15 protein-coding genes are annotated in these 13,211 nt (G+C 43.2%); 4 read left to right on the plus strand and 11 right to left on the minus strand.

The features are described from left to right. Positions 1–33: 33 nt before the first annotated feature. The 9 genes from fabG to IS446_RS12190 all read right to left on the minus strand — a co-directional run bounded on the left by fabG (position 34) and on the right by IS446_RS12190 (position 8,337). A complete protein-coding gene (gene fabG, locus IS446_RS12150; RefSeq protein ID WP_203061019.1) occupies positions 34–780 on the minus strand; it encodes a 3-oxoacyl-[acyl-carrier-protein] reductase in 747 nt (248 codons plus the stop codon). A gap of 160 nt (positions 781–940) precedes the next feature. After that, the gene (sucD, locus tag IS446_RS12155) at positions 941–1,813 is read right to left on the minus strand and encodes a succinate--CoA ligase subunit alpha (protein ID WP_203061020.1); all 873 of its coding nucleotides are present in this window, start codon (positions 1,811–1,813) and stop codon (positions 941–943) included. Between the two features lie 87 nt (positions 1,814–1,900). Next, positions 1,901–2,326 carry a nuclear transport factor 2 family protein gene (locus IS446_RS12160; RefSeq protein WP_203061021.1) on the minus strand — a complete coding sequence of 142 codons (426 nt, stop codon included), beginning with the start codon at positions 2,324–2,326 and terminating at the stop codon, positions 1,901–1,903. Between the two features lie 12 nt (positions 2,327–2,338). Then, entirely contained in the window at positions 2,339–3,268 is a 930-nt protein-coding gene (locus IS446_RS12165) for a UDP-3-O-(3-hydroxymyristoyl)glucosamine N-acyltransferase (protein WP_203061022.1), read from the minus strand. An 8-nt stretch (positions 3,269–3,276) separates the two neighbouring features. After that, positions 3,277–3,843 (minus strand): elongation factor P, encoded by a 567-nt coding sequence (gene efp, locus IS446_RS12170; RefSeq protein WP_203061023.1) that lies wholly within the window; start codon positions 3,841–3,843, stop codon positions 3,277–3,279. Positions 3,844–3,858: 15 nt separating this feature from the next. After that, entirely contained in the window at positions 3,859–4,644 is a 786-nt protein-coding gene (lpxA, locus tag IS446_RS12175) for an acyl-ACP--UDP-N-acetylglucosamine O-acyltransferase (RefSeq protein WP_203061024.1), read from the minus strand. Between the two features lie 18 nt (positions 4,645–4,662). After that, positions 4,663–6,066 carry a bifunctional UDP-3-O-[3-hydroxymyristoyl] N-acetylglucosamine deacetylase/3-hydroxyacyl-ACP dehydratase gene (locus tag IS446_RS12180; RefSeq protein WP_203061025.1) on the minus strand — a complete coding sequence of 468 codons (1,404 nt, stop codon included), beginning with the start codon at positions 6,064–6,066 and terminating at the stop codon, positions 4,663–4,665. Then, a complete protein-coding gene (lpxD, locus tag IS446_RS12185) occupies positions 6,066–7,085 on the minus strand; it encodes a UDP-3-O-(3-hydroxymyristoyl)glucosamine N-acyltransferase (protein ID WP_203061026.1) in 1,020 nt (339 codons plus the stop codon). The genes IS446_RS12180 and lpxD overlap by 1 nt, the downstream gene beginning before the upstream one ends. 31 nt (positions 7,086–7,116) lie before the next feature. Next, positions 7,117–8,337, minus strand: a complete 1,221-nt coding sequence (locus tag IS446_RS12190; protein WP_203061027.1) for an HD domain-containing protein — start codon at positions 8,335–8,337, stop codon at positions 7,117–7,119. Positions 8,338–8,379: 42 nt separating this feature from the next. On the opposite strand from IS446_RS12190, the gene porX reads away from it, so the two are divergent. Then, positions 8,380–9,927 carry a T9SS response regulator signal transducer PorX gene (gene porX, locus IS446_RS12195; protein ID WP_203061028.1) on the plus strand — a complete coding sequence of 516 codons (1,548 nt, stop codon included), beginning with the start codon at positions 8,380–8,382 and terminating at the stop codon, positions 9,925–9,927. A gap of 8 nt (positions 9,928–9,935) precedes the next feature. Here the strand turns inward: porX and IS446_RS12200 are convergent, their stop codons facing one another. Beyond that, positions 9,936–10,247: a hypothetical protein gene (locus IS446_RS12200; RefSeq protein WP_203061029.1), complete on the minus strand. Its 312-nt coding sequence runs from the start codon at positions 10,245–10,247 to the stop codon at positions 9,936–9,938. Between the two features lie 91 nt (positions 10,248–10,338). Here IS446_RS12200 and IS446_RS12205 point away from each other — a divergent pair, with 91 nt between their 5' ends. After that, positions 10,339–10,707, plus strand: a complete 369-nt coding sequence (locus IS446_RS12205) for a hypothetical protein (RefSeq protein ID WP_203061030.1) — start codon at positions 10,339–10,341, stop codon at positions 10,705–10,707. 21 nt (positions 10,708–10,728) lie between these two features. On the opposite strand, the gene IS446_RS12210 is transcribed toward IS446_RS12205, so the two are convergent. Further along, positions 10,729–12,006 carry a hypothetical protein gene (locus IS446_RS12210; protein ID WP_203061031.1) on the minus strand — a complete coding sequence of 426 codons (1,278 nt, stop codon included), beginning with the start codon at positions 12,004–12,006 and terminating at the stop codon, positions 10,729–10,731. Between the two features lie 82 nt (positions 12,007–12,088). On the opposite strand from IS446_RS12210, the gene tsaE reads away from it, so the two are divergent. Then, complete coding sequence (gene tsaE, locus IS446_RS12215; protein WP_203061032.1) at positions 12,089–12,496, plus strand: tRNA (adenosine(37)-N6)-threonylcarbamoyltransferase complex ATPase subunit type 1 TsaE; 408 nt, start codon at positions 12,089–12,091, stop codon at positions 12,494–12,496. Between the two features lie 518 nt (positions 12,497–13,014). Beyond that, positions 13,015–13,176, plus strand: coding sequence for a hypothetical protein (locus IS446_RS12220; RefSeq protein ID WP_203061033.1), 162 nt, complete (start codon positions 13,015–13,017; stop codon positions 13,174–13,176). Positions 13,177–13,211 lie beyond the last annotated feature (35 nt).

Consider the following 13,211-nt stretch of genomic DNA (forward strand, 5'->3'; position numbering starts at 1 on the left):
CACAACGAAATATCCGGCAATGAACGGCCTTGCTTAGGTAAGCATTCCTCCATCTACATTGATCACCTGTCCTGTAATGTAAGTAGACATGTCTGACCCGAGGAAAACACAAGCATTGGCAATATCTTCAGGAGATCCTCCTCGCTTAAGCGGAATTGTATCTCTCCATCCTTGTACGGTCTTCTCGTCAAGTACAGCAGTCATTTCTGTCTCGATGAATCCCGGAGCGATCACATTACTTCTAATGTTGCGGGATCCAAGTTCGAGTGCAACCGATTTAGAGAAACCTATAATACCGGCTTTTGAAGCAGCATAGTTGGTTTGACCGGCATTACCCTTAACCCCTACTACAGAACTCATATTGATAATAGATCCTTTACGCTGTTTGAGCATGGTGCGCTGAACTGCCTTGGTCATATTAAAAACAGACTTCAGGTTCACTTCGATCACCTTGTCAAAGTCGGCTTCTGTCATACGCATCAGGAGGTTATCTTTAGTGATCCCGGCGTTATTAACGAGAATATCGATACTTCCAAATTCTTTAAGAACATCATCGGCAAGCGCCTGCGCTTCTTCAAAACTCGCTGCATTACTCTTGTAGGCTTTCGCCTTAATTCCTGTTTCATTAAGTTCTTTCTCCAGTTCAAGAGCAGGAGCTTCAGAAGAACTATACGTAAACGCAACATTGGCACCCTGAGCTGCAAATACCTTTGCGATACCTTTACCGATACCTCTGCTGGCACCGGTGATAATAGCCGTTTTACCTTCTAATAATTTCATTATAATTAATTGTTGGATTAGTAAGCGGTTCAAAGATAATAATTCCTATACGCTGTAAGCGCGTACAGAATTATTTTTTGCAAAAGAGTTCACTATGAACTCCAGCAAAGAAAAAAGCCCGTTTTAAAACGGGCTTTTTAATTTATATGCTAAACAGGGGTTATCCGATAACAGATGCCACCTTTTTACCAATTTCAGCAGGTGAATCTACCACGTGAATACCACATTCGCGCATGATACGCTTCTTAGCTTCAGCGGTATCATCGGCTCCACCAACGATCGCACCGGCATGCCCCATGGTTCTACCTTTAGGGGCAGTCTCTCCGGCAATAAATCCTACTACAGGCTTTTTATTACCGTTCTCTTTCACCCATCTGGCAGCATCGGCTTCCAGTTGTCCGCCGATTTCCCCGATCATAACGATACATTCGGTCTCATCGTCGTTCATCAAAAGCTCAACAGCTTCTTTGGTCGTGGTTCCGATAATAGGATCCCCACCAATACCAATAGCTGTAGTAATTCCAAGACCTTGCTTCACTACCTGGTCTGCTGCTTCGTAGGTCAGGGTTCCTGACTTAGAAACGATACCAACCGTACCTTTCTTGAATACGAAACCTGGCATAATACCTACTTTCGCTTCTTCCGGAGTGATCACTCCCGGACAGTTAGGTCCAACCAGGCGACAATCTTTTCCTTTTACATAATCGGCAGCTTTGATCATATCGGCAACCGGAATACCCTCGGTGATCGTAATGATCACTTTAATACCGGCATCGGCAGCTTCCATGATTGCATCGGCAGCAAAGGCCGGTGGCACGAAAATGATACTTACATCGGCTCCGGTAGCTTCTACAGCATCCAGAACGGTGTTAAAAACAGGCTTATCCAAATGGGTTTGCCCTCCTTTTCCAGGTGTTACTCCACCAACAACGTTGGTTCCGTACTCGATCATTTGCTCGGCATGGAAAGTTCCTTCGCTACCGGTAAAACCCTGAACAATTATCTTAGAATTTTTATTTACTAATACACTCATTGAGATAGTTATTTTAATACGCTTGACAAAAATATATTTTTGTAGGAGAAAAGAGAAAAAAACTATTGTTTATTCCTGCATTGATTTTCAGATCTCTTCCGGCTCCGGAAGTCTTGAAAATGATAGTAGGTTTTCAGGATGCTCATCTGCCAGGTGGCTCATTTCATAACCCCTGTAGAGCTTCCCGTCTTTAGTTTCCCATATCGCCATAAAATGTACCAATGGCATTTCTTCTTCCGGTGCTTCAAAAGGCTCCACGAAATATGTTAAGCGAACAGCTGCTTTGTTCTCTTCGCAGATCATGTGCGTAAACTCCGAGCGCACCTGGCGATATTCCTGTTTGAGCTGTGAGATAAGCTCAAGGATCTGGTCCTTACCGTACTTTTTAAAGCCTTTGGTACTGTTCCAGTTCAAAACAATATCGTCATGCAATACCTCTTTAATCGTATCGAGGTCTTCTTTTGTGTCCCAGCTATAAAAGCGTTCAACAATAGATTTGGTTGTTTCTGACATAAATAAGATTGGTTAACCCAGTTTTTTGATGATTGATGGAATTTGCCGGATCGCGGCAAGTTCCTTGTATTTTTTTCTGGCTTCTTCAATAGGATTTCCGAAATAGGTTTTTCCTCCGGAAACAGATTTTGTCACCCCTGTTTGTCCAAGAATAACGGCTTTGGCACCAATGGTGATTCCTGAAGTTACGCCTACCTGTCCCCAAATGGTGACCTCATTCTCGACCACCACACACCCGGCGATCCCGGTTTGTGAAGCGATAAGACATTTTTCACCGATCACAGTATCATGACCTATCTGCACCAAATTATCGATCTTTGAGCCCTTTTTGATCGTCGTATCTCCGGTAACTCCCTTGTCTATCGTACACGAAGCACCAATATCGACATGATCTTCTATAATTACCCTCCCACCGGAGAGCAGCTTATCGAAGCCTTCCGGCCTGTTCTTGTAATAAAAGGCATCGCCACCCAAAACGGTTCCCGCATGAATGGTTACATGATCACCGATCACACAATTGTCGTAAATGGTCACATTGGCGTGAATAAGACAATCCTTACCGATAGTCACGTTATTTCCGATGAAACATCCGGGTTGTATCACGGTGCCTTCACCGATCTTAGCCGTTGGTGCGACCAGGGCAGCAGCCTTTTCAAAGGGTTTAAAATAACGCGTTAGCTTGTTAAAATCGGAAAACGGATCTTCAGAGATCAAAAGCGCCTTACCTTCAGGGCATGCAACTTCCTTATTGATAAGCACGATGGTAGCCGCAGAATTCAGCGCCTTATCGTAATATTTAGGATGGTCTACAAATACGATATCACCCGGCTCAACCACGTGGATCTCGTTCATTCCGTACACGGGAAAATCCGGTGAACCAACATAGGAACACCCAATGATCGTGGCTATTTGCTCGAGGGTATGTTTTTGCGGAAATTTCATGGTTTCGCTTATTCTTTAACGCGTTCCATGTAGCTACCTTTTTCGGTCTCTACCTTGATCTTGTCACCCTCATTGATAAATAGCGGCACGTTTACGGTAGCACCGGTTTCAACGGTAGCCGGTTTCGTGGCGTTGGTCGCAGTGTTCCCTTTTACTCCCGGTTCGGTATGGGTAACTTCCAGAATAACGTGTGCAGGCATATCAACAGAAAGTGGCATGCTGTCTTCGGTATTGAAGAGAATTGTAACCACTTCACCTTCTTTCATAAGATCGGCCGCATCAAGAGCATCCTTTTGCAAGGTGATCTGGTTGTAATCGTCGGTGTTCATAAAGTGATAGGTATCACCTTCAGCATATAGAAACTGGTAAGAACGAGTTTCAACGCGAACATCGTCTATCTTATGACCTGCAGAAAAGGTGTTGTCGATCACCTTACCTGTAGTAACACTTTTAAGTTTGGTTCTAACGAAAGCCGGTCCTTTTCCGGGCTTTACATGTAAAAATTCCACGATCTTAAAAATGTCGTGGTTAAATCGTATACAAAGTCCTTTACGAATATCTGATGTTGAAGCCATTTTTTTATATGGGGATTAAGATTTACTAAAATAACCTTTCATGATCCCTCTTTGGGAATCTTTTATAAACTGCAGGATCTCATCGCGTTCAGGAGTAGCCTCCATTTCTGCTTCGATGATCTCTACAGCCTGTGAATTGTTGTAGTTTTTCTGATATAGAATGCGGTAAATATCCTGGATCTCACGGATCTTCTCGGTAGAATACCCTCTTCTTCTAAGTCCTACAGAATTGATCCCTACATAAGCGAGTGGTTCCCTGGCTGCTTTTGTAAAAGGAGGTACATCTTTACGAACCAACGATCCTCCGGTTACAAAGGCGTGATTCCCTATAGAACAGAACTGGTGTACTGCGGTCATACCTGCAAGCACCACGTAATCACCGACGGTAATATGTCCTGCAAGGGTCGAATTATTCGAGAATATGCAATTATTCCCAACAATACAATCGTGAGCAATATGACTATAGGCCATGATCAGGCAGTTACTGCCGATCACCGTCTTCATACGGTCTGTGGTTCCCTTATTAATGGTTACGCACTCTCTGATGGTGGTGTTATCCCCGATCTCTGTGGTGGTCTCTTCTTCGTTATATTTCAGGTCTTGTGGCACTCCGGAGATCACTGCTCCGGGAAAGATATTACAATTCTTTCCGATGCGCGCTCCCTCCATGATGGTCACATTACTACCGATCCATGTACCTTCACCGATCACCACATTATTGTGAATGGTGGCAAAGGGCTCGATCACTACGTTCTTGGCGATCTTTGCACCGGGATGGACGTATGCTAAGGGTTGATTCATATCTACTTAGATTGTTCTTTATTTTTTTACTTTCACGATCTGCGCCATGAGCTCTGCCTCTGTCACCAATTTTCCATTGGCATAAGCATAGGCTTGCATATGGCAGATCCCCCTGCGTATAGGCGATAATAGTTCGAGCTTGAATACCAGGGTGTCTCCAGGATTCACCTGCTGCTTGAACTTCACATTATCTATCTTCATGAAATAGGTAAGGTAGTTCTCCGGATCAGGAACGGTGTTCAGCACCAGGATCCCTCCGGTCTGAGCCATGGCCTCTACCTGCAGTACACCGGGCATTACAGGAGCTCCCGGGAAGTGTCCCACGAAGAAAGGCTCGTTCATCGTAACGTTCTTCACCCCTACTACGTGACTGTCTGACAGCTCAAGGATCTTGTCTACCAACAGGAACGGTGGCCTGTGAGGCAGCATATCCATGATCTGGGTTACATCCATCAATGGTGGTTTGTGAAGATCGAACTTAGGTACTTTATTGCGTTTTTCGATCTTAATGATCTTAGAAAGTTTCTTTGCGAATTGGGTATTGACAAAGTGACCGGGCTTGTTTGCGATCACCTTACCACGTATGCGTGTACCAGCAAGCGCCAGGTCACCGATCACATCGAGTAATTTATGACGGGCAGCCTCATTAGGGTGATGCAAGGTAAGATTGTCAAGAATACCATTAGGCTTTACCGTAATAGAGTCTTTATTGAATGCAACCTTCAATTTCTCCATGGTATCCGGAGAAAGCTCCTTATCTACATAGACAATAGCATTATTAAGGTCTCCTCCTTTAATAAGACCGTGTTCCAGTAAGGCTTCGAGTTCATGTAAAAAAGAGAATGTTCTCGAATCGGCGATCTCGGTCTTAAATTCTTTCAAACTCTTAAGCGTAGCGTTCTGAGTACCCAATACCTTGGTACCAAAGTCAACCATGGTAGTTACCTGGTATTCATCACAAGGGATCACCGTGATCTCACTCCCCGATTCCTCATCGGTATAGGAGATCACATCGGTTACCACGAACTCATCTCTTATGGCTTCCTGCTCAATTGTTCCGGCCTTTTCTACAGCCTCTACGAAATACTTGGAAGAACCATCCATAATAGGTGGCTCTGAAGCATCGAGTTCGATCAGGACATTATCGAGATCCATACCCACCAGGGCGGCAAGCACGTGCTCTGAAGTCTGGATCTTAACCCCTTTTTTCTCAAGGTTGGTTCCCCTTTGTGTATTCACCACGTAGTTGGCATCGGCTTCGATCACCGGGTGTCCTTCGAGATCTACACGTTTAAAGGCAAAACCGTGATCTACGGGCGCAGGTTTAAAGGTCATGGTTACATTCTGACCGGTATGCAGCCCCACCCCATTCAGGGTCACTTCATTTGCGATAGTACGCTGTTTAACAGCCTGTTCACTCATTATCTATTCTTTTTTTCTAGTTGATTGATCCTGTTAGCCAGGTCTCCAAGATTTTTAAAATGTACGTAAGACTTATTGTAGGCGGCATACGCAAGAGCCGGTGATCCCTGAAGGACCTCTCCGTCTTTAACGTTGCGGCCAATACCACTTTGGGCTTGAACTTTTACGCCATCGCCGATCGTGATATGACCCACAATACCTACCTGCCCACCGATCATACAGTTTCTGCCCAATTTGGTAGATCCTGCTATTCCCGTTTGGGCGGCGATCACAGTATTTTCGCCGATCTCTACATTATGAGCGATCTGGATCTGATTATCCAGTTTTGCTCCTTTTCTTATGATGGTCGACCCCAGGGTCGCTCGATCTATCGTGGTACCAGCTCCGATATCCACATGGTCCTCCAGGATCACATTACCGGTTTGAGGCACTTTTTGGAGGGCACCATTCTCGTCGGGTGCATACCCAAATCCATCGGCCCCAATAATACAACCGCTGTTCACCACACAGTGTTTACCGATAACGGTCTCTGAATAGATCTTGGCTCCTGCGAAAACAACACTTCCGGCACCAATACTCACATTATCGCCGATATAAACTCCGGGATAGATCTTTACCCCGTCGCCTAACTGAACATTCTCACCTATGTAAGCAAAGGCCCCAAGGTAGATGTCTTTTCCAACCGAAGCACTATCTGCAACAAAAACCGGTTGTTCTATTCCGGTCTTATTCATTTTCACCTGATTGTAATACTCCAGCAATTTTGAGAACGACTTGTACGCATCATCCACCTTGATCAGGGTGGTCGTGATGGTCTTTTCAGGCTCAAAGTCCTTATTTACAATAGTAATACTTGCTTTGGTCGTATAGATATAATTGGTGTATTTCGGATTTGCAAGAAAGGTAAGTGAACCAGATTCACCCTCTTCGATCTTAGCTAGTTTGGAAACTTCGGTCTCGGGATCTCCTACGATCTCTCCTTCCAGGATTCCTGCTATTTGTAAGGCTGTAAATTTCATCAAGGGCAAAAGTATAAAAAAACTCCTATTTCTATTTAGGATGACAAAGGTAATATTTCGTAACGGGCTTGGAAAGTGCTTTGAGGTTGAACTGGTCTGAAGCCCTTGCCACGTCTTTGATCTTGCCGGATTTCATCAGGATATTGATGTTTTGATGATCAATACTGTAGGCCTGGTTGGTGATGACTCCATCAAATACCAGGTAAGACGCATCTTCCCTGCTCCAACCGTGCTTCTCCATCACTTCCTGAAGCAAAGCCTCCCGTTTTTCCGGTTTAACCGGCTTCTTCCTGAACCTGATGCGCAGCAACTTACGATCCAGAAGCATTTTGCATAATGCTGCAAGCACGGGGTCACTGTGATACTGCCATTCTTTCATTGCCGATTGAATATCGACATCGTCCAGACGCGAAAACTGTTCGATCACATCTTCATCAAAATCCTCCAGACTAATATTATGCTGCAAAAAGAACTTCAATGCACGGGTAGCCTCAAGGTCTTCTCCCCGGGAAACCAGATAATTTGCACGTTGCAAAACCCGTATGAGCACTTGTTCGGCGGCAAGACCGGTTTTATGCAAATATACCTGCCAATACATCAGCCTGCGTGCTACAAGAAATTTTTCTACCGAGTAGATCCCCTTCTCTTCTACCACCAACTCGTCATTAACCACGTGAAGCATGGTGATAATGCGCTCACTGTTAATATTACCTTCGGCCACACCGGTATAAAAACTATCGCGTTTAAGGTAATCGGCACGGTCCATATCAAGCTGTCCGGAGATGAGCTGATTCATGAACTTGCGGTGGTACTCCCCCTTAAAGATCTTTATAGCCAGACCGAGCTTTCCGTCGAACTCACGGTTGAGCATCTCCATAAACAGCAGGGAAATATGTTCATGGGGCACCCCACTTACTATCGAGTGTTCCATGGCGTGAGAGAACGGCCCATGGCCTATATCGTGTAAAAGAATAGCTACCTGCAAGGCCTGCTCTTCTTCCTGAGAGATCTCCACCCCTTTAAAACGCAGGGCCTGTACGGCACGGGTCATCAAATGCATACACCCTAACGCATGATGAAAGCGCGTATGATGAGCCCCGGGATACACAAGGTACGACAACCCCATTTGTGAGATCCTCCTGAGTCGCTGAAAATAGCGATGCTCAATGAGGTCAAAAATTAGTGTATTGGGAATAGTAATAAAACCGTAAATTGGATCGTTAAATATTTTTAACTTGTTCGTTGCGTTCAAATCCGGCGTTTAAAAGTTACACACAAATATACCATATAAAGAATGAATGATATCAGGATACTTTGGGTTGATGATGAGATCGATCTGCTGAAACCACACATCCTTTTTCTCGAGAAAAAGAACTATGAAGTTGACACCTGCCAAAGCGGAGTTGACGCCATAGATAAGGTAAAAACCGAGAATTACGATATCGTCTTCCTCGACGAGAACATGCCGGGTATTGGCGGACTCGAAACCCTGAGTGAGATCAAGACCATTCGTCCGAATCTTCCCGTTGTTATGATCACCAAAAGTGAGGAAGAGTATATTATGGAAGAAGCCATAGGCAGCAAGATCGCCGATTACCTTATAAAACCTGTTAATCCGAACCAGATCCTGTTAAGCCTGAAAAAAACGCTCGACCTTTCAAGATTGGTCTCAGAAAAGACCACCTCGAACTACCAGCAGGAATTTCGCAAGATTGCCATGGACCTGGTCATGGTGAACAGCTTTGAGGAGTGGATCGATCTCTATAAAAAACTCATTTACTGGGAGATCGAACTGGAAAATATTGAGGATGTGGGCATGATCGAGATCCTTGAATCTCAAAAAGTAGAAGCGAACAGCATGTTCGGTAAGTTCATAGAAAAAAACTACCCTGATTGGTTTGACAGTGAAGACCACCCCGTAATGTCGCATACCATGTTCAAAGACCTGGTAGTCCCGGAACTTAAGCAAGGGAGCCCGACGCTTATGGTGGTGATCGACAACCTTCGTTATGACCAGTGGAAAAGCATTGAATCCACCATTAATCCGCACTACAAAAAAAGAAAGGAACAGGCGTACTTCAGCATTCTTCCAACTGCCACCCAATATGCACGAAACGCTATGTTCTCCGGACTCATGCCTTCAGAAATGGAACGGCTATACCCTGAATACTGGAAGAACGACACAGATGAAGGCGGAAAGAACCTCTACGAAAAAGAATTTCTCGGAGAACAGATCAGAAGAATGGGCCTCAAGCTTCAGTGGGAATATCACAAGATCTCAAGCTTAAGATCAGGCAAACAGCTGGCACAAAACTTTTCATCTCAAAAGAACAACGACCTCACTGTTGTTGTCTATAATTTTGTAGACATGCTTTCGCATTCCAAGACCGAGATGGAAGTGGTCAAGGAACTCGCATCGAACGACAAGGCCTACAGGTCGTTAACCCAAAGCTGGTTCAGAAATTCCCCCCTTCTGGAGATCATTCAGCAGGCGCAGCGACTCGGCTTTAAACTCATTATCACTACCGATCACGGTACGATAAACGCAAAAAGTCCGTCAAAAGTGATCGGCGACCGGGAGACGAGTCTTAATCTAAGATACAAAACAGGAAGAAGCCTGTCTTATGAAGAAAAGGATGTATACGCTGTAAAAAATCCGAAAGAAGTGTACCTGCCGGCGATCAAAATGAGCAGTTCGTTCATATTTGCCAAGGGCGATCTGTTCTTCGCCTACCCCAACAATTACAATCATTATGTAAGTTATTATAAGAACACCTATCAGCACGGAGGTATCTCCCTGGAAGAAATGATCATACCTTTTTCGGTATTACAACCCAAATAAGACGATCGCTATTCTTTGGCGCGGATCTTATGATTACCGAATACAAGCCTGAAGTACTCTTCGACCACGTACACCATGGGCGTATGAATGTACTGATTAGAGCTCTTAATGTCATCGGGTAGCTCCTCGTAGAGTGCTATAAGCGGGATCGCATCGATCTCTTGCAGTAGATGCATTCCGGAATCATCCTGATACCATAGTTCATTTTGGTCATCGATATAAAAGGTGAGATAACCGGATTGATTGTATTCCTGAAGCGTTAGAAGAAAAAGTAGCTTTTTTCCATTGAAATTCTCAATGTCTAGTGGTAAGATTGGCATAAGTTGGGCTGATTAATGTACATTAATTAGATTTGGGTGTACAAGTATATCGAATTTTTTCTATTTTTGAAAAAAACTTATTAAAAAAATCATGGCAAAAGCAATTGACAGGATCTTTACCATCATAAAATCACTTGGAATGAGTGCCAGACAGTTCGACATGTCTATCGGAGCATCCAACGGTTACACCCTTAGAATGAAAAAGAATAACGCCTCTGTAGGAAGTGATATTCTGGAACGGATCGTAGAGAAGTACCCCTTTGTAAACATCAACTGGATCATTACAGGTCGCGGCAATATGTTCGGAATCGACAGTGAGGAGAAGTCCCCCAGAGACCTTTCGTTTAAAGAGATCGAAGCGATCATTGAGGCCAAGATTAAGGCCAATGAACGCGAAGATCTTGAAGCTTTGATGGAGAAGATCAAGGCAGAGATCAACAAAACTGAAAACAACAACTAAACCGGGCACTCCCCGGTTTTTTTATACCTCTTGTTGCAATTGCTCCAAACGCTGTTTGATATCTTTCAGCGCTTTTAAATATTCTTCCGGCGCTAATTGCTTGTGCCCCTCCATTAACTTTCGAAGTTCAATTTGCAGTTGTTGCTGAGATGAACTTGTGTTCGTCCTGGCCATAGAGCGTACCGTATCTTTGATCTTAACCTCCATGACCCCATAAAACTCTTTAAGGTTTAAATACCTGCGAATTCTAAGAGAAATCAACGTCATCAGGATTAAAACTACAACGATAATAGGGAAAACCATAAAAAACTCTTCCCCGTCAAAGGGTTGATCAGGCTTAAACATTTCGAAAATCTGAACACTAAAAATAGAGAAAGGCACCAGTAAAAAATATTTCCACCAATATCTACTGGTAAAGAACCAGATTGTTACAGGTAACACCACTACAAGTTTAGTGGAAAGCACCCATAACATGGTTCGAACATCAGAGAATCCAAAATCCCAAATGGTAAGATAGAAAAACGAATACTGCCCTACTCCTGTCTCTGCAAGCTCATAAAATTTTAAGAACCAAGGCATGGATGCAAGAAGTAGAAATAAAGCACCCTCTGCAATTCTTTTTAAACCTAAGTTGTTTTTAATGATCGTAAAAGCATCTGACTGAAGCATATGACTTTCCTCCAGATCTGCATTCAATTGCTTAAGGTATTCATATTCCCTGTAAACAAGATTCAACCGCTCTCTATCCAGCCTATCAGCAAGCATCAGATCCCTAACTCTTTCAATTCTTTTATTATGGATTTTGTGACCACGTAGAACATTTAAGTTATCAGCCCCTATATGATGCAGTACGGCAAAATTGCGAAGGTGATACTTCAACAGACTTCTACATCCAATTAGTAGGATAAAATAAATCATCATATAAGGTAAGGTCTCCAGGACACCTGTACCGGAAAACCAACCCAAATCTTCATAAAGGAAAGAATACAACTGAAAAAGCAATTGCCCTAACAAGAAAATCAAGCCCCATCGCCACCAGTGGTTAGAAGTGATAAACCAAATAGACAGCAACAAGACAGGGGTTACCTTTACACCAAAAACATAAAAAAAAGCGGGAAGATCATAAGATGTCTTAGGGGCAATTTCAAAAAATGGCGTAGCCCACACATCGATCTCCGGAAATAAGTGGTGTACATAGACCAAAAATCCCGAAAGCAATATGAACAATACAAAGATATGATCTATGCTTAAAGTCAGATTCTTGGTAAATCGAAATGAGGCGTTTTTTACAAAATCCATTGAAAAAAAAGTAGGATATGATCACAATAATAATAAATTTACGCCAATCAAGAAGGCTTTAAATCATCTAACAGCATAAAATATGAATACACTCAGTTATGATGAGACCCAACTGCATGTAGCATGCGATCACATTCTTGATCATGCCAATTCGAAAGTGCTACTTTTTAACGGACCAATGGGAGCAGGCAAGACTACTTTGATAAAAGCCCTCGTCAAGAAATTAGGAAGTACGGATACGGTTTCCTCCCCTACCTTTTCATTGGTCAACGAATATAAAAGTCCGAAAGGATCCCTGTATCATTTCGACCTTTACCGCCTGGAAGATGAAGATGAGGCCTGGGACATAGGTCTGGACGAATACCTTGAAAGTGGGGCCTGGTGTTTTGTTGAATGGCCTGATAAAGGAGGTAGTATTATTCCTGACAATGCAACCTTAATCGAAATAAAAGTACTTTTTAACGGAAAAAGAGAACTCAGCCTTTCTTAATTCCATAGATTTGACAACATCTTATCTTTCCAACTTGTTGTATGTTAAAAAACTAACTAATGTACGACAAAGATTTTTTATTTCCGCATCTTAATTTTGAATACGTTTGGACTACAAATTAGTTGAAAAAGTAGTACCAATGTTTTCCAATTTTTCCTACAAGATTATTCATTTATACGAGGCTGCTCCTCTTCCCGGAAATGCCACGAGATGCGTCCACTCTCTAAAGTATGACATGGATCTTCCTGTACCATGTTACCGTAAGCACTCCTTTCTCAACTTCATTAAATCACAGCAACCTTTAAATAAACCTATCGATGACACCACCCTTACACCTGTCATTTCCCTAAGTGGCCAAAGGTCACAGCACCAACGTTCGTACATAATGAATTCCTCGCGGTAAACACAATGCTTTAGCGCGAATATCAACAACGGGATGTGCCCAGGTACATTCCCGTGCAATAAACCTATGTCTAAAAAAGAAATTAATTCACATCACTAATCAACTCTAAAACAACATGAAAACGTTTAAAAGAACCCTCACTTTTGTACTCGCAACCGGAATTCTTGCATTTACTGCAGTTTCTTGCTCCAAAGCCTCTGTAGCCGATGAAGATGCACTTTACGAAACACATCAGGGAGTTGACAAAAACAAGATCGTAGTTCCTACCAACGGATAATCAAGACAACAATAACTAACACATACCTTTCTACA

The organism is Robertkochia sediminum, assembly GCF_016786255.1.
GTDB lineage: Bacteria > Bacteroidota > Bacteroidia > Flavobacteriales > Flavobacteriaceae > Robertkochia > Robertkochia sediminum.